The sequence below is a fragment of the Halorubrum sp. Hd13 genome (genome assembly GCF_002252755.1).
In the GTDB taxonomy this organism is placed as follows: Archaea; Halobacteriota; Halobacteria; order Halobacteriales; family Haloferacaceae; genus Halorubrum.
Map to the genome: position 1 here is coordinate 25,484 of NZ_NHOY01000106.1, position 17,765 is coordinate 43,248.

The window sequence follows — 17,765 nt, forward strand, 5'->3', positions numbered from 1 at the left end:
CGTTCACCGTCGATCCGTTATTAACGATTTATAAGCGAGCGGCTGGGGCTTCGGAGGCGTTCACCGTCGACCCGTCGTCGACAATTTATAACCGAACGACGTCTCAGACGCTCCCTCGCTCAACACCTTTTCACGCCTCGTACAGACCGAACCTATTCCGGCGTCGCTCCCGTACGTCGACTCGATGAAGGTGGGGCTCATCTCGGACGTCCACGCGAACCTCCCGGCGCTCGAAGCGGTCCTCGACGACATGCCCGCGGTCGACCGGATCGTCTGCGCCGGCGACGTGATCGGGTACAACCCGTGGCCGGCCGAGTGCGTCGAGCGCGTGCGCGAAGTCGCGGCGATGACGGTCAGGGGGAACCACGACCGCACCGTCGAGTCCCCCGAACGCTACCGCGCGAACCGCATGGCCGAGGCCGGGCTCGAACACGCGAAAGCGACGCTCTCCGACGACCAGCTCGCGTGGCTCGACGGGCTCCCGCGCGCCGAGACGTTCGCGGGCGGGCGGTACCTGCTGGTCCACTCGCACCCGGCGGCCGGGCGCGAGGACGCCTACGTCTACCCCGAGGAGTTCCCGAACCTGGACCGCCACATGGGCGACTACGACGGGATCGTCCTCGGGCACACGCACGTGCAGGGGAAGCGGTCGGTCGCCGGCGGCGTCGTCGTCAATCCCGGCAGCGTCGGCCAGCCGCGCGACGGCGACCCGGCCGCCGGGTACGCCGTGCTTGACGCGGCGACGGACGACGTCACGCTCGAACGGGTCCCGTACGACGTCGACCGCGTGAGCGAGGCGATCGCCGACGCCGGGCTCCCGGAGCGCACCGCCGAGCGACTGTATCAGGGGAAGTGAGGTCCGGACGGGCCGGCCGCCCCGGAGGGAGCGCCCCGCGTCACGGCCAGAGCCCGACGAGGAGCAGGACGTTCCGCGCGGCGGTCGCGAGCGAGAGGAGACCGACGCCGGCGCACATCAGCGTCGCGACGAGCCGCCGGGTCCCGCCCGCGACCGCGACGGGGATCCCGATGACGACCATCCCCGCGGCCTTGGTGAGGAGCATCCCGGGAACGAGTCCGAAGGCGGCGATGAGGGCGGCGCCGACCGGGGAGCCCTCGACGTACTGGCCGCCGCCGATCGCGACGTACGTGGACGCCACGTCGGCGGCGACTCCGACGGCGAGGAGGACGAGAGCGGCGGCGAGTCGCGATGGCACTGGCACACCGGAAGCGACGGACGATAATAAGCTTCCGGGAGTCCCGGGTATTCGGGCGACGCGAACCGGGTAAGCGATGCCTACCGGGCTGGCCGCGGACCGCGCACAGCACGACTTCATTTAAACCGACGCGTCGCCTAACACCTGTAATGAGTTCGTCCGACGACGAGTACGAGATCGCTGTGGTCGGCGGCGGGCCGGCCGGGCTGACGACCGCGCTGTACGGGGCCCGACTGGGCCACGAGACGGTGCTCATCGACAGGGGCGGCGGCCGCGCGGCGATGATGGCGGACACCCACAACGTGATCGGGATCACCGAGGAGACCTCCGGCAACGAACTCCTCGCGACCGGCCGCGAGCAGGTCCAGTCGTACGGCGGCACCTTCGAGCGCGGCTTCGTCACCGACGCGGTCGAGACCGACGACGGCCGCTTCCGGCTGACGACGAGCGACGCCGAGATCGTCGCGGACCGCGTCGTCCTCGCGACCGGGTTCTCCGACGAGCGCCCCGACCCGCCGCTCCCGCGGAACGCGAAGGGGCTCCACTGGTGTCTCCACTGCGACGCGTACATGTTCGTCGACGAGCCGGTGTACGTGATGGGCCACGGCGAGGCGGCGGCCCACGTCGCGATGATCATGCTGAACGTGACCGACGACGTGGACCTCCTGACCCGCGGCGCGGAGCCGACGTGGAGCGAGGAGACGGCGGCCCGACTGGAGGCCCACCCGGTTGACGTCGTCCACGAGGACGTCGCCGGCGTCGAGAACGACCCCGACTCCGGCTGGCTGGAGGCGATGGAGTTCGAGGACGGGACCCGCCGCGAGTACCGCGGCGGCTTCCCGATGTACGGCTCCGACTACAACACCGCGCTCGCGGAGGGGCTCGGCTGTGACCTCACGGATGGCGGCGAGGTCGACGTCGACGACCACGGGCGCACGAGCGTCGACGGCGTCTACGCGGTCGGCGACGTGACGCCCGGTCACAATCAGGTCCCCGTCGCGATGGGACAGGGCGCGAAGGCCGGGATCGCGCTCCACAAGGAGCTCCGCGAGTTCCCGCGCTCGACGGAGGAGATCGCCCGCGACGGCCCCGTCGACGCCGACGAGGTACCCGCCATCTCCCCCGACCTCATGGCGACCGCGGTCGCCCACGAGGGACACGCCGGCGGCCCGCGCGAGGACCCGGGCCGCGAGGTCGAGCCCGAGGCGACCGCGGCCGACGACGACTGAGTCGGTTCGGCCGGGGATCCCCGGGGGCGACCGGGGCTCCCCGGAGGTCCCCGAGGCTCCCGTGGCTCCTCGGAGGTTCCCGTGAAGAGTCGTCGCTCGGGATCCCGCGATACCGATCCTTTTTGATCCGCAGCACCGGACGGCCAGTATGGGAACTATCGACGCGGACTTCGCCGACGAGACGGTCGTGGTCACGGGCGGATCGAGCGGCATCGGCCGCGCGGTCGCGACCGCGTTCGGCGACGCGGGCGCGACCGTGATCAACGCCGACGTCCGGAAGGATCCGAAGGACGTCGGCGCCGAGACGCCGACGCACGAGGCCATCGAGGAGCGCGGCGGGATCGCGACGTTCGTCGAGACCGACGTCTCCGACCCCGCCCAGATCGAGACGGTGATCGAGGCGGCCCGCGAGTTCGGCGGGGTCGACGTGATGGTGAACAACGCCGGCGTCCACCGCAGCCGCGAGTTCCTCGACGTCACCCCGGAAGACTTCGATTTCGTCCACGGCGTCAATCTCAAGGGCGCGTTCTTCGGCACGCAACTGGCGGCACGGGACATGATCAATCGCGGCGCCGAGGGAACGATCGTGAACACGTCGTCGACGACGGCCGAGCGCGCGGAGCGCGATCACTCGCACTACGCGGCGACGAAGGGCGGCATACAGATGCTCACCCGAAGCGCGGCGCTCGAACTCGACGGCTACGGGATCAGGGTGAACGCGGTCGCGCCGGGGCCGATCGCCACCGAGATCCGGGAGGGCTGGGCCGACGAGGCGCGCGACATCGACGGATCCGGCGGCCTCCCGTCCCGCGCCGGCACGCCCGCGGACCTGCGTGACGCGTACCTCTACCTCGCCTCCGAGGGGGCGAGCTACGTGACCGGCGAGACGGTCTGGGTCGACGGCGGAGCGAGTCTGTGATCCGCGCCCGAGCGGCGCCGGGTCGACGCGCGGTCGGCGGGCCTCTACCCCGCTCGAATGCCGCCTGACCGCGCGTCTGAGCGGCTCTCGTCCGGCGGCCGTCGACGGGATCAAACTCTTGTCCGGGAGGGTCCAACGCGGAAGTGATGAGCGCCACCTCCCCGCTGTCCGGGCCGCTGCTCTCCACGGAACAGACCCTCTGGGTGCTGATCGCCGCCGGGTGGTTCGTCATCGGCGGCGTCGCCCTAGTCGACGGGCGGCGGCTGTTCGGGGCCGCGTGGCTCCTCCTCGGGCTCGGGAGCGCCTATCGGATCTTCAGGACTGACTGAGCGGGTCGCGTAGACATCGGCAGGTCGCGTAGACATCGGCAGGTCGCGTAGACACCGGCGGGTCGCGGAACACAACGTATAGGCCGATCGCGGTCCGACATCGAGACATGCAGTGGTCCTCCGAGCGCAGCGGTTCCCTCCGGTGGGCGGGGCGGTCGCTCGCCGGACTCGTCGGCGCGATCCTGTGTCTCGACGTGCTGCTCCTGCTGGTCCCGGCGTCCGGCGGAACGGTAGAGGCGGTTCGAGTGATCCTCGCGGTCGCCGCGGCCCTGACGGTGCCGCTCGCCGTGGGGCTCGGCCTCGCGTACAGACCGATCTACGCGATCGGTGGCCTGCTGGCGGCGCCGCTCGTCGCGGTGTACGTCGTGTCCGGGCTGTTGCTCCCGTGGAATCAGCTCGCGTTCTACACGGGTCAGCGGACGCTCGAAGCGTTGCTGGCCGTCCCGGCGGTCGGCGACCGGCTCGCCGCGGCCGCTTTCGGCGGCTTTACACTGTCGCAGCGGTCGCTCCGACTCGCGTTTCGCTACCACTACGCCGTCGTCGGGCTCGCCGCCGCGCTCGGTGGAGGCGTCTACGTCGCGGAAACTCGACGGGCGACCGGCGAGTGAGCGGTTCGACGGCGTCGTCCCTCGAGACGATGCGAGGGAATCGATCGAGAGATATGCGCCCGCGCGAATGACGAGCGTTCCGACGCGTCCGAGAGCGGCGAGCCCGCTCGGTTCGTCGGGTCGACAGCAGCGAGGGTGCGTCCGTTACGGGGCCCGGAAATCCGAACGCATTAATCGCCACGGGGGTCGGATGAGGCGGTCACCCGACCCGTGTACGCGGACCGCCGCGGGCTGTCGTCAGCGCGAGAGGTCGCCGACCGTGTAGTTCACCCTCACTTTCCCCGGATGTCGATGACGCTCGCCGTACCCGGCGCTCACGTCGACTCGTCGCTGAATTTCGACAACACCCGCGAAGCGATCGTATCCAAGGTGACGAGCGCCACGTTCACGTAGAGTCCGACTAAGAACGCGAGGCCGGAAATGAGTCCGGTGGCAGTCGTAGCGCTGTCGGTGAAGAGGAACGAGAACATGTAGAGACCCGCTGCCAGCAACAGCGCCGCGGGCACGCGGATGCCATTCTGCAGGAGGGAGAGGAGACTCCTGTCGAACTCTCTGAACAGCGTCGTGAAGAGGTAGCCCAGCGACCCCAGCAACGCGTACAGGTAGACGTACGACGGAACCGGCTCCGCGACCGGCCCCACGAACGGGAGTACGTTCTCGCCGAGCGATGTGACGACGCCGATAGCGAGCAGCACCAGTCCGAGTCCGAACAACAGGAGACTTCGACGGTCGCGGTACCAACGGGGTTCGTCGGGTCGTCTTCCCGCAGGGAGGATACTGAACGGTTCATCGTCCGTTGTCGCTGCCGACTCGCCGTTGCTTTCCTCGGTCAAGCTAAGCATCTGTTTGGCGACCGTCCCGAGGACCTGATAAACGCGCTCCACGTAGAAGCCCGCAACGAAAGCGAGCCCGGCGAATATCGCGTCCGGTGAAGCGAGAGTAAAGGAGAGTGCGTCGTCCACCGCGCCGTGAGCGAGATAGATCCCCGCGGCCAGACAGAGCGCCCCAACCGGACGGAGTCCCAAGCGCACGACTTGGATCCACGACCGGTGAACGTACGCCACGTCGTCCGTGTCCGGGTCGACGTCGGTGACGAAAGCGAGGAGGGACCTGGCCATCGCTCCGAAGAATCCGTACAGGTACACGTCGAACGGAACGCCGACACCCTCCGCGATCAGGTTCAGGCTCTCTATTGAGGCAGTGACGGCCGAAAGCGTGAGGAAGACGCCGCTCACGACGATCGCTTGTCCGACGGATACACTGTACCACGTGTTCGCGTACGCCTCGACCTTACTCAGTTTGCCCGCCTCTTCGACGTCCTGATCGACTGGTCCGCTCTCCTCGCTCTCGGTCGCGCCGTTCCCCTCAGTATAGGTTGCCATATGCTAACATGTTACGTAATAACATAACAAAGTTCTTCTCGAAAACATGAATGAATTGACGAAGCGACCATCGGCGGTAGCCGGTGGTATGCTGCGGATGGACGCTGCTTCGACTCGTATCGACGTGCGGCCCAGTGTCGTAGAACCGTGGCCAGCGATTGTGAAGAGGGGTTACAAATTAATGATATGAGGTTATTGGTAACAAGTGTTAGTGTCAGCGGACGAGCAACCAGACCGGCTCACAACACGATATGTCGAACGTCACGATTCGGCAGCCCGTCAGGGCGGCCGAGCTCACCGAACTCGATAGCACACCCGAGGACGACGGCGGTCTGACGGAGGCCGAACCCGCCGACGTGTTCCCCCAGTCGGTAGCCAGCGGTGGTCCGACCCCGGAGTCGGTCATCCTCTGGACTCGAATCAATCCCGAGCGATACGACCCGTCGGAATCGCTGTGCCTCGAGGTCGCGACTGACCCGTCTTTCGAAGACGACCCCAGGGTATTCGAGTTCGACGGCCCGGGGGTCAAACCGCCCGACAACTACACCGTTCGCGTCGACCTCGATCACGACGCCGTCGACGCGGACTCGGTCTATTACTACCGGTTCGTCTACCGCGGAGTGCGGAGCAACACCGGTCGGTGTCGGACGCTGCCGGCCGAGGACGGCGAACCCGAATCAGTTCGGTTCGGAGTGCTGAACTGTCAGGACTACCAGAACGGCTACTTCGGCGCGATGGCGCGGCTCGCGGAGACGGACGTCGACTTCGTGTTGCATCTCGGCGACTACATCTACGAACACGTCGCCGAGGGCGACCCGGGGGGCGTCGGTGGCCCGTACCCGGACCGACGGATCGAGCTCCCGGACAGCGGCACGCGCCCGATGAGTCTCGACGACTTCCGGCGCATCTACGAGACGTACAAGACCGATCGCCACCTCCAGCGACTTCACGAGCGCCACACCGTGATTCAGACGTGGGACGATCACGCCATCGCCAACGACCGGTACTGGGACTACGACGCCGGCGCACCGGTGTTCCCCGACCACCCGTGCGGCGACGTCCCGGAGTTCACGCGGTACCTCACCGCCGTCGGGATCCAAGCGTGGTGGGAGTTCGTCCCCGGACGCATCGAGTACGACCCGAGCGCGGACCGCCTTCACGAGTCGTTCGACCTGTATCGGAGCCTGCGGTTCGGCGACCTCGTCACGCTCGCGCTGACGGACGAGCGGCTTTTCAGAAGCGAACCGCGGTCGTGGCCGGCGGAGCTGCTCGACCCGTGGTCCGAGCCGGACACCTCGCGGACGATGCTCGGGGAGGCCCAGCGCGGGTGGCTGCGCGAGACCTTCCGCGAGAGCGAGACGGTGTGGACGGCGTGGGCCAACGCGGTGCTGTTCAAACGACTCTACTTCCTGGGCAAGGGGTTCATCTTCTGGGAAGACGCCTGGAGCGGGTTCGAGTCCGAACGACGGGAGATCGTCGACACCCTCACCGCGGTCCGAGAACGGGGTGACACGAACGTCGTGACGCTGACCGGGGACATGCACATGACGCTGGCCGCTCGCCTCCGGAACGAACGGCAGGGCGACACGCCGGTCGGCGTCGAGTTCATGACGCCGAGCGTGACGAGCGTCAATCCCCGCGAAAGAGCCACCGAGATCGGGCAGCGGGTCGGACTGGGACGCGAGTTCGGACGGTTCGTCTCGTGGCTCGTCAGGAGCGTGTCGACGTCGCGGGCGGCCGACTACCTGTCCGCTACCGGATTCCTCCCGGAGTTCGCGCTCTCCGACGGCTCCCACTGGGGGTTTTCCGTCATCACGTTCTCGCGCGAGTCCTGTCGATGGGACGTGTACTGGGTGGACAAGACGGACGATTCGGCGACCAGCGAGTGCCGGTCGGCCTATCGCGTTTCCGTCCCGGCGGGCGAGTATACGATTCACGAACGTCGTGAAGCGGGTCCAGGTCCTGACGGCGATGCGATCGGTACCGAGCGAAGCAACCCCGACTGATAGGGTTCAAACCCCTTTCGGCGATTTCTCTCACTTCGTTCGAGAAATGCGCCGGCCGGGATTTGAACCCGGGCCATGAGCTTGGAAGGCTCAGGTCCTACCACTAGACCACCGGCGCGCGTGGGTGCGTCCGTCGCTGACGCGTGTAGACGTAGGCCGAACGAATCCAATAAACGTTCCGTGTTCCCGACGCCGGACGGATATCTCGGGGCCCGATGTGGTTCCGAGCGGCAGATAGTACTTAAAACACCACAATATCGCGGGCCGTTCCCGTACGCTTAGAACGCTTTTCAGGGAGTTAGAAGCCGGTTGGGGGAATATACGGGCTTCCACTCAACGTACATCCGTGAGGTGAGCACGATGTCATACCAATCAGGAAATCCACTGGTCGACGAGGTCGAGTTCGCGCTTGACGGTCCGTGGGCGGCGTACTGGATCGCCTTCCTACGCGTGGTGACCGGATGGTGGTTCTTCCACGCCGGCGTCACGAAACTCATCGAGGACGGGCTGTCATACACCTACGGCCCGATGTACATGCAGGAAATGACCGACACCGTGTTGGGCGGCATCCCCGTCTGGATGGGGAGCAACCTCGCGTGGCTCATCGAGCCGGGCGTGCCCCTGTTCGAGACGCTGATCGGGCTGGCGCTGATAGCGGGCGCGTTCACTCGGCTGGCCGCCTTCGGCGGGGTCATCTTCATGGTCCTGTTCTGGGTCGGCAACGCCGGCTTCGGTCACGGGCTGGTCAACAGCGACTTCATGGGGCTGCTGCTGTTCATCACCGTGATCATGCTGTCGGCCGGGCGCTACTACGGCCTCGACGCGCTCATCGAGAAGCTCGACGTCGTCAAGCAACACCCGAAACTCCGCTACCTGCTCGGTTAAGAGGTGACACCCAATGACTGACATCATCGATAAGGCGGCGATGGCGCTGAGCGCGGGACTGATGCTGCTCGGACTCGTCGGCATGGGGATCGTCGAGATCCTCGCCGGCGCGCCCTACAGCCCCGTCCCGATCACTAACGAGGCGGGCGAGGTCGTGGCGACGCCGCTGATCTCGCCGCAGATTCGGACGGGCGTCGTGCTGGCCGGCATCGCGGTGCTCGGCCTCTACGCGGCGTACAAGATCGCGACGCCGCTCGCGGACGACGCGGAGGCCGGCCACGAGACCGTGGCCGACTGAGCCGTGAGCCGAGCGTCGCGGTAACCGGCGCGATTACTCTTCTGCGTTCGCGTTCAACGATCCGTCAACGAGCCCCGGCTCCCTCGCCTCGTCCGTCCCTCCGTCGGCGCTCACCGACTGGCCGGAATCGGTCATCCCGAAGTCGAAGTCGGTGTCGGCGTCGCGGTCGCTGTCGGCGTCGCGGTCGCTGTCGTCGAATACGCCGAGATCGGTCTTCCCGTCGCCGACGTCGCGCTCGCCGTCCACCTCGAACCCCTCGGTCATCCGGCGCAGGTCCCGGGCGCGCTCGGTGAGCGCGTGGGCCTGCTCGGAGACGTCGCCGAGCGTTGCGGCCTGCTCCTCGGCGGTCGACGCGACCGTGGTCGCCTCAGCGGTCGTCTGCTGGCTGACGCCGGCCAAGTCGTCGACGGCGCCGGTGACCTCGTTGACCGACGACGCCTGCGCGTCCATCGCGCCGGAGATCTCCTGGACGCCGTCGTCGGCCTCGGCCACCCGCGTCGCGACCTCGCTCAGGGCGTCGTCCGCGGTCTCGACCGTGTCGACGCCGGCGTCGACCCCCTCGCGGATCCGCGACATCTCCGCGACGCTCTCGTCGGTGCGCTCGCGGAGCCCGTCGATCAGCGTCTCGACCTCGGCCGCGGACGACTGCGTCTCCTCCGCGAGCGCCTTCACCTCCTCGGCGACGACGGCGAAGCCGGAGCCCGCCTCGCCCGCCCGCGCCGCCTCGATCGACGCGTTCAGCGCCAGCAGGTTCGTCTGGTCGGCGATCTCCGAGATCGTCTCGACGATCGCGTCCACCTCCGCCATCTCCGCTTCGAGGCGCTCGATCGTCTCGGTCGCCGACTCCGAGCGCTCCTCGACGTCGTGCAGCTCCGCGACCGCCGCGGCCGTGGCCTCGCGGCCCTCCTCGGTGACCGCGTTCGCCTCTCTGGAGGTGGTCGCGACCTGATCGGCGGAGGCGGCGACCTCCTCGACCGTGGCGGACATGTCCTCCATCTCGCCGGCGACCTCCGAGAGCCGCCGGCTCTGTCGCTCCGCGCCGGCCGAGATCTCGTCGACCGCGTCGCTCGTCTCCCGGCCCGCCGCGGCGACCTCGTCCGCGCCGTCGGTGACCGCCTCGCTCCGGGCCGCGACCTGCCCGGCGAAGGCGTCCACCTCCGCGATGGCCCCCTCCAGCTCGTCCATCGCGTCGTTGAACCCGTCGGCGATGTCGGCGAGCGCGTCCGGATCGTCGGGCTCGACGTCGAGTCGGGCGGTGAGGTCGCCGTCGGCGCAATCGTCCATCGTCGCGCCGAACGCCGCCGCGCGCGACTCCAGCCGCTCCGCGAACGCCTCGCTCTCGGCCTTGGCGTCCTCGGCCCGCCGCTTCTGCGTCTCGGCCGACTCGATCTGCTCGCCGAGCGAGTCGCGCATCGTCGAGAACGCGCCGTAGAGGTCGCCGAACTCGTCGCGGCGCTCGGTGTCGAATCCGACGTCGAGGTCGCCGCTCTCCAGCGCCCGCGCCTTCCGAGTGAGTCGGTTCAGCTCCGCGACGGTGCCGCGGCCGAGCGTCGCGCCCAACAGACCGAGCCCGACGACCGCGACGCCGACGATAAGCAGCAGGTTCCGGCCGATCATCCCGGAGAGCGCGTACGCCTCCGCGAGGGGGACGTGGACGGCGACGTACCAGTCCTCCGAGGGGACCGGTGCGTACGCGACGAAGTACTCGGCGTCGTCGGCGAACTCGAAGGTCGCCGACGACACGTGACCGACCGCGGAGCCGGAGATCATCGCGTCCCGCACCTCGTCGGCGTACGGTTCGGCCACGGTCCCCTCGCGGTCGCTGGCCCCGATCACGCCGTCGGACTGGACGATAGTGGTAAACGAGCCGTCGGTCGGCTGCCGGAGGTCTCCGACGATCGACGCGAGCGACACCTCCATGACGAAGTAGTTGCGCCGCGGCGTGTACGCGACGTACGAGACGTGCCGCTCGTCGTCCACCTCGTACGTCGGCGACGTGTAGGTGTCCTCGCCGATCAGGAGACCGTCGCTGAGCCAGTTCGTCTCGGTGATCGCGGTGCCGCGCTCGTGGTCGGTCGAGGCGATCAGCGTGCCTTCCTGCCGGTTGACGTAGTGGAAGGCGACGATCTCGTCGGGCTGCCACGAGAGCTGCGAGGTGAGATAGCTCTCCACCTCTTCGGGCTCTCTCGTGAACCCGAAGGCGTCGCTGTCGGCCGTCTCTCTGGCGATCGAGCGGTGATCGCTGGTCCACACGTCGATCTCCGTGGCGCTCAACTCAGCGACCGCGGTGTAGTCCTGCTGGGCGTTGGCCTCCAGGCGGTCCGTCGTCTCCGCGTAGGTGACCGCGCCGACGGCGCCGATGGCCAGGACGACGAGGATCACGACGACCGCGAACTTGGCGAGGTAGCTCCGAGTGATCGCGCCTGGACTCAGGCGCCGGAGGAGGCGATCGAGGCGAGTCGAACTCATTGACTCGACGGCCGCGGCACCGATGCTTTAAACCTCTCCCCGCGGTATCCGTCGTGATAATTAGGGGCGAGGTCCCGTGACCACGGCGTAGCAGTTCCCGCTGGAGACGGTCGATTCGACGACTGAGAGCCGGCTGTTATCGATATCGGCGTCGAACTCGTCGGGCGCGTAGACGTGATAATACCGCGGGACCGTCTCGCCGCCGGGGAGCGTCCAGTCGACGGTCGTGTCGAACCCCTCCGTCCGGTCGAAGCGGTCGTGGGCGGTGCTCCACGCGCTCACGAGCGCGACCCCGCCCGGCGCGAGGACCCGCGCGAGTTCGTCGAGGCTTCGAACGCGGGCGGCGCGGGGCGAGAGGTGGTGGAGCGTGGCGACGTACGTGGCGAGCCCGACCGCGTCGTCGGCGATCGGGAGGGCGGCGGCGTCGCCGTGAACGAGGTCCAGCGCGTCGGCGAAGTCGCGCTCGCGGGCCCGCGTCGCCGCCTCGCGCAGGAGCGCTCGGCTCAGGTCGATACCGACGACCGACTCCGCGCGGGCGGCGAGCAGCTCCGCGTGGCGGCCGTTGCCGCAGCCGACGTCGAGCGCGCGCGTCGCCGACCGACCGTCCAGGAACGACTCGACCTCCGGCCACGCGTACTCGCGGGTCTTCGCGAAGTGCGCGGCGATGCGGTCGTACGTCGACTGCGGGTCCGTTTCCATGCCGGTCGGTCGGCGCCGAGCGACATAGCTCCGGTGACTGGCGGTCCGGCGAGAGAGGTCGGTCCGGCGGGGAGACGACCCGGCGAGAGAGGGCTGCCCGACGCGCGTCCCGTCACACCATGCCGATGACGGCGAAGGTGAGGAGCGTCAGCGCGAGGAGGACGACCACGTGTTTCACCCCGTCCCTGACCGAGCCCTCGCCGAGCTGGCCGGCGACGATCCCGGAGCAGACGGCCTGCACGGCCGCGGCGTGGAAGAACAGCTGCTCGTAGGCGAACGCGTCGATGTCGCCGAGACCGTCGGTGATCCCGGTCGGGCCGCTCGGCGCGCCGGGAACGGTGCCCGCCCCGCCGCCGCTCGGGATCGCGGCCTCCTCGATGGCCGGGATGAAGGAGACGGACAGCGCGGTGATGATCCCGAGGAAGACGAGGAAGGAGATGTAGATCACGATGAGGTACGTGAGCATGACCTGCCGGCGCTCCCGCCGGAGTGACCACGTCGCTCGCGACTCGTCGGCCGCGATCCGGAGCACGGGCCCGATGTCGCCGCTCGCGTGCATCGCGTTCGTCACCAGCGCCACGGCCCGGGAGGTCATCGGCGATCGGACCCGGCGCTCCAACCGGCGGAGCGCGGTGCTCACGTCGGCGCCCCAGTCGATGTCGCGGCGGGTGCGCTTCAGGTCGGCCGTCAGCTCCTCGAGGTTCGAGTCGGCGACGCGCCGGACGCTGCCGACGACGGAGGTACCGGCCTCGTTGACGCTCGCGAGGCGGTCGAGGAAGTCGGGCACCGACGACTCGATCCGGCGGACACGCCGCTTCCGGACCTCGTAGACGACCGCGTAGACCGCGAGGACGAACGCCGTCGCGACGACGATCGGCGTCTCGATCTGCGCGACCATCTCGGTCGGCGACCCGAGCGTGACCGGGAAGGCGAAGGCGAGCAGCCCGAGGACCGCGAGCGGCACGGTCAGGAGGAACGACGTCCACGGGGCCTCGACCGCGTTCTCGACTGGCGACGCGGCCCACCGTCGCAGTCGCCGGACTCGGTCGTACGCCCGGAGCCGCTCCCGGCTGACGGCCCAGCGGTCGGCCTCGCCCGCGACGCCGCCGGCGCCGCCCGGGTCGCTCTCGGTCCCCTCGGCGACGCCGCCGTCGGACCGGGCTTCGGCCGTCGCCGCGCTTCCCGCGCCGTCGGTCCCCGTGAGTCGGCCGTCGCTCTGACCGCCGGGAGCGGTTTCGCCGCCCCCGATGTCGCCGGTCACGCCGGTCGCGCTGTCGTCGGCCGGCTCCGAGAGGTCGACGCTCTCCGTTCCGCCTACCCCCTGCGTCACGCTGTCGACGTAGACGACGAACCCGAACGTCGCCAGCGGGACGCCGAGGTAGACGACGACGCGGAGCAGCGGGAGCGTGTCCTCCAGCACGAGGCCGATGACGACGAGGATGGTGATGAAGAAGAGCGGCCCGGCGACGAGGGCCGTGACGTACGCCTCCGCGAACGTCGACAGCAGCTCAAGGTAGCGCTCCTGTTTCGACTCGGCCTCCGCCTGGTACAGCTCGTACTGGTCCGCGAGGAACGCCGAGATCGACTGTCCGGTGCCGAGGACCGAGGCGAGGTTCTCAGAGAAGTCGGCCAGGTCGTCGCTCGGCGTCCGGCGCGCGGTGCGCTGGAGCGCGGTCAGGGCGTCGGTACCGAACGCGTTCATGTCGCGGACGGCGACCGACAGCTCCGTGGCCGCCTCGCCGTACACCGCCTCGTTCTCCGCGAGCGTGTCCATCACACGCGGGAACGCCATCCCCGACCGCGAGAGCGCGTACATGAACGCGACCGTCCGCGGGAGAGTGGCGTCGATCTCGGCGGCTCGGGCGTGCGCCCGTTGGCTCAGCAGCTCCCACCGCCCGTAGTAGGTGCCGGCCGCGAGCGCGGAGCCGAGCGTCGCCGAGGCGAAGGTGAGCAAGAGGAACAGCCCCGGGAGATCGAGCGTCGCCAGCCCCGCGACGCCGGCGAGGAAGGAGAGCGACCCCGGCAGCGCCGCGCGGATCGCCTCCGCGCCGACGTCGAGCGCGGAGAGGAGCGCGGCGGCCGCGTACACCCCGAGCACGCTCCCCGCGACGCCGAGCGCGCCGGCGTACAGCAGCGTCCGAGAGGCGTACGCCCGGTGGGTCCCGGCGACGTGGGCGGCGTGCAACAGGTCGCGCTGGCGCCGTCGCCGGGGGCCGTCCTCCGCGACATAGTCGCCGAACAGCGACAGCGCGACCCGAGTGGCCAACAGGTCGACGCGGCGGGAGACGACCGGTAACAGCAGCGCCGAACAGAGTCCGAGCGCGGCGAACAGCGGGAGCGAAGCGATCATCGCGGCGGGTCTCCGACTCCGGGCGACTCCGTCTCGTCCCCGGCCGGCCCCCGCCCGTCGTCCGGCGTAGTCGTATCGGCCGGCCCACGCCCGTCGTCCGGCGTAGTCGTATCGGCCGGCCCCCGCCCGTCGTCCGGCGCGGTCGCCTCGTCCGGCACGGCGGCGCCCTCGGCGTCCGCCGCCCGCTCCGTTAGCCGGTTCATCACGCGGTCGGGGTCGGCGTAGTACTCGTTGACGAGGGCCGTGAACGTCCGGTAGTCCGTGATGCCGAGCGCGCGGAGCAGCTCCAGGAAGCGCTCGCGGCGCCGGATCTCGCGGAGCAGCTCGGAGCGGGACCAGCCGCGCTCGTCGGCGATCTCGTCCATGAGCGACGAGTCGTTGCGGCGGAACTCGTCGGTCTCGGCGTCCCACTCGAACGCGGAGGAGTAGTCGAGCTCGCCGGTCCGCTGGTCGATGCCGCCGATCTCGCCGATCGTCTTCGCGCGGCGGACCCGCTGGTCGCCCGAGCGGGTCAGCGTCTGGATCGAGAGCATGTCGAGGGACTGCACCATCGCGCGCGGCACGTTGATCGGCTCGTTCTCCAGCCGGTTTATCACCGTCTCGATCGAGTCGGCGTGCATCGTCGAGAAGGTGGTGTGACCCGTGTTCATCGCCTGGAACAGCGTGATCGCCTCGTCGCCGCGCACCTCGCCGACGACGATGTACTCGGGGCGGTGGCGCAGCGCGGACCGGAGCAGGTCGTACATGTCGATGTCGGTCCCCTCGTAGCGGCGCTCGCGGGTGACCGAGGAGAGCCAGTTGTCGTGGTACAAGGAGAGCTCGCGGGTGTCCTCGATGGTGAGCACCTTCGCGCGCGGCGGGACGAACATCGACACCGCGTTCATCGAGGTGGTCTTCCCCGAGGCGGTGCCGCCGGCGAAGATGAGGCTCTTGTTGTGCTCGATACAGAGCCAGAAGTACGCCATCTGCTCGACCGAGAAGGTGCCGTACTCCACGAGGTCGATCGGCGTGAACGGGTCCTCGGCGTACTGGCGGATCGTGAACGCGGAGCCGCGGGGGGTCACCTCCTCGCCGAGCGCGAGCTCGGCGCGGGAGCCGTCCGGCAGCGTCGTCTCCACGATCGGGTCGCCGACGGAGACGTGGCGCCCGGACTGCTGGGCGAGCCGGATGACGTAGTTGTCGAGCTCGCCCTTCGCGAACGAGACGTTCGTCTCGATGTCGGTGTAGTCGTCGTGGTAGACGAAGATCGGGAGGTCGTACCCGTCACAGGAGACGTCCTCGATGTGGCGGTCGTTCAGCAGGGGGTCGACCTTCCCGTAGCCGCGGAAGTCACGGTAGAGGTAGTACGCGAGCGCGTGGAACGTCGCCATGTCGGCCTCGACGCCGTACCCCTCCAACAACGCCTGCAGCTCCTTCCGAAGCGTCTCCTCGTCGGTCTTGCCGGTCCCCTCGCGGTACAGCAGTGGATCGCGGATGTCGTCGACGACGCGGTCGAGGAGGTCGCGCTCGAACTCGTCGAGGTCCGGCTCGACCGCGTAGTACCGGTGCTCGCTCTCGGCGTCGTCGTAGGTGATCACGACGTACGCGTACGGGGCGTTCACCCAGTAGCGGTCGACCTCGCGCTCGCCCTCCGGCACCGTGAAGTCGGCGAGCGGGCCGTCCTCGCCCGGGCGGAAGGAGCGGACGTCGAGTTCCGACCCCCGCAGTATCTCCCACGTTCGAGAGAGCCGCCGCCGGAGGGCCTCGAAGCGGTCTCCGGCGTCGTCGCGAGCGTCACTCGCCATCTCGTTACGGTCCGTATGCGGCGTGGTGGTTTAAATTCCACCGAGCGATTATCAACCGCGAGGCCGGGGGCGAGAGCCCGGCGTCAGCCTCAGTCTCGGCCGTCCGCGCCGGAACCCGCCCGTTACGTTGATACGTACCGACCGCAAACAACAACATAGGCAATGCGGCGTGACTACTTCGAACTGACCGTCGAGGGCGTTGGCGACGGCGCCGACGAGCGGGCGACGCCCGTCGTCCGGATCGATTTCCACGGGCCGGAGGGACTCCTACGCGACCGGCTCTCTGACACTGAGGGCGACCTTCTCGATGCCGCCGAGGTGGACGTGGCGTTCCGTCTCCGAGAACCGCTCTCCGACACTGCCGACCCCGAGGGCGTGGTCGGCGTGACGAACCGATACACCGGGGACTTCGTGCTGGAGCTCAACGAGACCGCGACGGACGTCCTCCCGTTCATCCACGCCGCGCGCGACTCGGCCGACGACGAGGACGCTCGCTACCGCGTCGTGATCGACGTCGAGGGCGAACGGCTCGTCTCCTACGACAAGGACACGTTCCTCGTCTACGACCACGAGGGGAACCTCCTCCGCAGCGAGAGCCTGATCCCCTCCGGCGTGGAGCTGTAGCGCCGGTCCCCGCCGCTCGTTTCTCCCGCGGCCGCCCAGATACTCACGTTGTCCCCCGCGACCGCTCAGATACTCACGTTGTCGCCGACGAGCCGAACCTCGTCGCCCGGCCGCAGCTCGAACGCCCCGTCGCCGCGGCCGTCGTTGACGTCGCACTCCACGTAGCCGTGGCTCCCGATCGTGACGAGTCGGTCGCCCGGATCGACCGCGCCGAACGTCTCCGCGACGGGCGTGAGCTCGCCGTTGACTCGGATCCAGTCGCTGCCGCGGACGAGCTCGCCCGGGACGTTCGTGACGACGTTACCGAACCGGTCGATGACGAGCACCTCGCCGTCGACGGCAACGGGGTCGCCGTCCTCGTCGCGCTCGACGGTCGGCTCGGGGAACGCGATGTCGACCGGGTCGCTCGCGGGCGAGAGGTCGGCCATCGAGTCGAGGGCGGCGGCGACTCCCTCCGGACCCGCGGCCGCGGACCCCTCGTCGAGCCGAGCGCGGACCCGCGCCGCGACCGGCGCGAACACGTCGCGGCCGTGGAACGTCTGGCTCGCGGGGTCGTCGACGTCGACGGCGAACGCCTCCACGTCGGGGGCGTCGCCTCCCGCTTCCGCGCCGGCGCTCTCCGCCGCCGACCGCTCGGCGAGCGCCCTCGCGGGCGGCATCGCGAGCCCGTTGTCGGGCGCCACGAGCACGTGGGCCCCGGCGCGGACGACGAGCGCGTCCCGGTCGGTGCCGACGCCGGGGTCGACGACGGCGCAGTGGACGGCCGGCGGGAACTCCGGGAGGACGAACCGGAGCCAGAACGCGGCCGCCCGCGGGTCGCCGCGCGGGAGGTCGTGGGCGACGTCGATCATCTCGGCGTCCGTGCGGCGTCGGATCACGCCCTTCATCGCGGCGGGGTACGGCGAGCCGAAGTCCGAGGCGAGCGTTATCATACGCGATCCGAACGCCGGCTGATTCCTAAAAGGCGGC

At 69.2% G+C, this 17,765-nt stretch carries 16 protein-coding genes and 1 tRNA gene; 9 read left to right on the forward strand and 8 right to left on the reverse strand.

The window, feature by feature from the left end; all coding sequences use genetic code 11:
- Window positions 1-184 precede the first annotated feature (184 nt).
- On the forward strand, window positions 185-856 hold the full coding sequence (locus DJ81_RS14395; RefSeq protein WP_094523862.1) for a metallophosphoesterase: 672 nt from the start codon (window positions 185-187) through the stop codon (window positions 854-856).
- Window positions 857-896: 40 nt separating this feature from the next.
- Here the strand turns inward: DJ81_RS14395 and DJ81_RS14400 are convergent, their stop codons facing one another.
- Complete coding sequence (locus DJ81_RS14400) at window positions 897-1,214, reverse strand: hypothetical protein (protein ID WP_094523863.1); 318 nt, start codon at window positions 1,212-1,214, stop codon at window positions 897-899.
- Between the two features lie 149 nt (window positions 1,215-1,363).
- Here DJ81_RS14400 and DJ81_RS14405 point away from each other — a divergent pair, with 149 nt between their 5' ends.
- From DJ81_RS14405 to DJ81_RS14420, 4 genes are all read left to right on the forward strand, one after another.
- A complete protein-coding gene (locus tag DJ81_RS14405) occupies window positions 1,364-2,443 on the forward strand; it encodes an NAD(P)/FAD-dependent oxidoreductase (protein WP_094523864.1) in 1,080 nt (359 codons plus the stop codon).
- A 148-nt stretch (window positions 2,444-2,591) separates the two neighbouring features.
- Window positions 2,592-3,362 (forward strand): SDR family NAD(P)-dependent oxidoreductase, encoded by a 771-nt coding sequence (locus DJ81_RS14410; protein ID WP_094590281.1) that lies wholly within the window; start codon window positions 2,592-2,594, stop codon window positions 3,360-3,362.
- Between the two features lie 146 nt (window positions 3,363-3,508).
- Window positions 3,509-3,691, forward strand: a complete 183-nt coding sequence (locus tag DJ81_RS14415) for a hypothetical protein (RefSeq protein WP_094526946.1) — start codon at window positions 3,509-3,511, stop codon at window positions 3,689-3,691.
- A gap of 107 nt (window positions 3,692-3,798) precedes the next feature.
- Entirely contained in the window at window positions 3,799-4,299 is a 501-nt protein-coding gene (locus DJ81_RS14420) for a hypothetical protein (protein ID WP_094526945.1), read from the forward strand.
- A 314-nt stretch (window positions 4,300-4,613) separates the two neighbouring features.
- Here DJ81_RS14420 and DJ81_RS14425 read toward each other — a convergent pair whose 3' ends face one another.
- The gene (locus DJ81_RS14425; RefSeq protein WP_094526944.1) at window positions 4,614-5,681 is read right to left on the reverse strand and encodes a hypothetical protein; all 1,068 of its coding nucleotides are present in this window, start codon (window positions 5,679-5,681) and stop codon (window positions 4,614-4,616) included.
- A 251-nt stretch (window positions 5,682-5,932) separates the two neighbouring features.
- Here DJ81_RS14425 and DJ81_RS14430 point away from each other — a divergent pair, with 251 nt between their 5' ends.
- Window positions 5,933-7,687, forward strand: coding sequence for an alkaline phosphatase (locus tag DJ81_RS14430; RefSeq protein WP_094526943.1), 1,755 nt, complete (start codon window positions 5,933-5,935; stop codon window positions 7,685-7,687).
- A gap of 47 nt (window positions 7,688-7,734) precedes the next feature.
- On the opposite strand, the gene DJ81_RS14435 is transcribed toward DJ81_RS14430, so the two are convergent.
- Window positions 7,735-7,805, reverse strand: a tRNA-Gly gene (locus DJ81_RS14435).
- 242 nt (window positions 7,806-8,047) lie between these two features.
- Here DJ81_RS14435 and DJ81_RS14440 point away from each other — a divergent pair.
- Together DJ81_RS14440 and DJ81_RS14445 are read left to right on the forward strand one after the other, a co-directional pair.
- Entirely contained in the window at window positions 8,048-8,572 is a 525-nt protein-coding gene (locus DJ81_RS14440) for a DoxX family protein (protein WP_094523870.1), read from the forward strand.
- A gap of 13 nt (window positions 8,573-8,585) precedes the next feature.
- Window positions 8,586-8,870: a hypothetical protein gene (locus tag DJ81_RS14445; RefSeq protein WP_094523871.1), complete on the forward strand. Its 285-nt coding sequence runs from the start codon at window positions 8,586-8,588 to the stop codon at window positions 8,868-8,870.
- Between the two features lie 33 nt (window positions 8,871-8,903).
- On the opposite strand, the gene DJ81_RS14450 is transcribed toward DJ81_RS14445, so the two are convergent.
- From DJ81_RS14450 to DJ81_RS14465, 4 genes are all read right to left on the reverse strand, one after another.
- A complete protein-coding gene (locus tag DJ81_RS14450) occupies window positions 8,904-11,339 on the reverse strand; it encodes a methyl-accepting chemotaxis protein (protein ID WP_094590283.1) in 2,436 nt (811 codons plus the stop codon).
- 60 nt (window positions 11,340-11,399) lie between these two features.
- Complete coding sequence (locus tag DJ81_RS14455; RefSeq protein ID WP_094558318.1) at window positions 11,400-12,038, reverse strand: class I SAM-dependent methyltransferase; 639 nt, start codon at window positions 12,036-12,038, stop codon at window positions 11,400-11,402.
- A 112-nt stretch (window positions 12,039-12,150) separates the two neighbouring features.
- Window positions 12,151-14,388, reverse strand: a complete 2,238-nt coding sequence (locus DJ81_RS14460) for a type II secretion system F family protein (RefSeq protein ID WP_094590285.1) — start codon at window positions 14,386-14,388, stop codon at window positions 12,151-12,153.
- Window positions 14,385-16,172 (reverse strand): type II/IV secretion system ATPase subunit, encoded by a 1,788-nt coding sequence (locus tag DJ81_RS14465; protein WP_094523875.1) that lies wholly within the window; start codon window positions 16,170-16,172, stop codon window positions 14,385-14,387. Before DJ81_RS14465 ends, DJ81_RS14460 begins: the two co-directional genes overlap by 4 nt.
- A 162-nt stretch (window positions 16,173-16,334) precedes the next feature.
- Between DJ81_RS14465 and DJ81_RS14470 the strand changes: the two genes are divergently transcribed.
- Window positions 16,335-16,796 carry a DUF5793 family protein gene (locus DJ81_RS14470; RefSeq protein WP_094526938.1) on the forward strand — a complete coding sequence of 154 codons (462 nt, stop codon included), beginning with the start codon at window positions 16,335-16,337 and terminating at the stop codon, window positions 16,794-16,796.
- A 65-nt stretch (window positions 16,797-16,861) separates the two neighbouring features.
- Here DJ81_RS14470 and DJ81_RS14475 read toward each other — a convergent pair whose 3' ends face one another.
- Window positions 16,862-17,728, reverse strand: coding sequence for an S-adenosyl-l-methionine hydroxide adenosyltransferase family protein (locus tag DJ81_RS14475; protein ID WP_094523877.1), 867 nt, complete (start codon window positions 17,726-17,728; stop codon window positions 16,862-16,864).
- Window positions 17,729-17,765 lie beyond the last annotated feature (37 nt).

Excerpts from the sequence above, each read along its gene's own strand:
- DJ81_RS14415 (WP_094526946.1), top strand. The coding sequence starts at position 3,509 with ATGAGCGCCACCTCCCCGCTGTCCGGGCCGCTGCTCTCCACGGAACAG.
- DJ81_RS14395 (WP_094523862.1), top strand. The coding sequence starts at position 185 with ATGAAGGTGGGGCTCATCTCGGACGTCCACGCGAACCTCCCGGCGCTC.
- DJ81_RS14420 (WP_094526945.1), top strand. The coding sequence starts at position 3,799 with ATGCAGTGGTCCTCCGAGCGCAGCGGTTCCCTCCGGTGGGCGGGGCGG.
- DJ81_RS14465 (WP_094523875.1), bottom strand. The coding sequence starts at position 16,172 with ATGGCGAGTGACGCTCGCGACGACGCCGGAGACCGCTTCGAGGCCCTC.
- DJ81_RS14475 (WP_094523877.1), bottom strand. The coding sequence starts at position 17,728 with ATGATAACGCTCGCCTCGGACTTCGGCTCGCCGTACCCCGCCGCGATG.
- DJ81_RS14430 (WP_094526943.1), top strand. The coding sequence starts at position 5,933 with ATGTCGAACGTCACGATTCGGCAGCCCGTCAGGGCGGCCGAGCTCACC.
- DJ81_RS14460 (WP_094590285.1), bottom strand. The coding sequence starts at position 14,388 with ATGATCGCTTCGCTCCCGCTGTTCGCCGCGCTCGGACTCTGTTCGGCG.
- DJ81_RS14470 (WP_094526938.1), top strand. The coding sequence starts at position 16,335 with ATGCGGCGTGACTACTTCGAACTGACCGTCGAGGGCGTTGGCGACGGC.
- DJ81_RS14445 (WP_094523871.1), top strand. The coding sequence starts at position 8,586 with ATGACTGACATCATCGATAAGGCGGCGATGGCGCTGAGCGCGGGACTG.
- DJ81_RS14405 (WP_094523864.1), top strand. The coding sequence starts at position 1,364 with ATGAGTTCGTCCGACGACGAGTACGAGATCGCTGTGGTCGGCGGCGGG.
- DJ81_RS14425 (WP_094526944.1), bottom strand. The coding sequence starts at position 5,681 with ATGGCAACCTATACTGAGGGGAACGGCGCGACCGAGAGCGAGGAGAGC.
- DJ81_RS14440 (WP_094523870.1), top strand. The coding sequence starts at position 8,048 with ATGTCATACCAATCAGGAAATCCACTGGTCGACGAGGTCGAGTTCGCG.
- DJ81_RS14455 (WP_094558318.1), bottom strand. The coding sequence starts at position 12,038 with ATGGAAACGGACCCGCAGTCGACGTACGACCGCATCGCCGCGCACTTC.
- DJ81_RS14410 (WP_094590281.1), top strand. The coding sequence starts at position 2,592 with ATGGGAACTATCGACGCGGACTTCGCCGACGAGACGGTCGTGGTCACG.
- DJ81_RS14450 (WP_094590283.1), bottom strand. The coding sequence starts at position 11,339 with ATGAGTTCGACTCGCCTCGATCGCCTCCTCCGGCGCCTGAGTCCAGGC.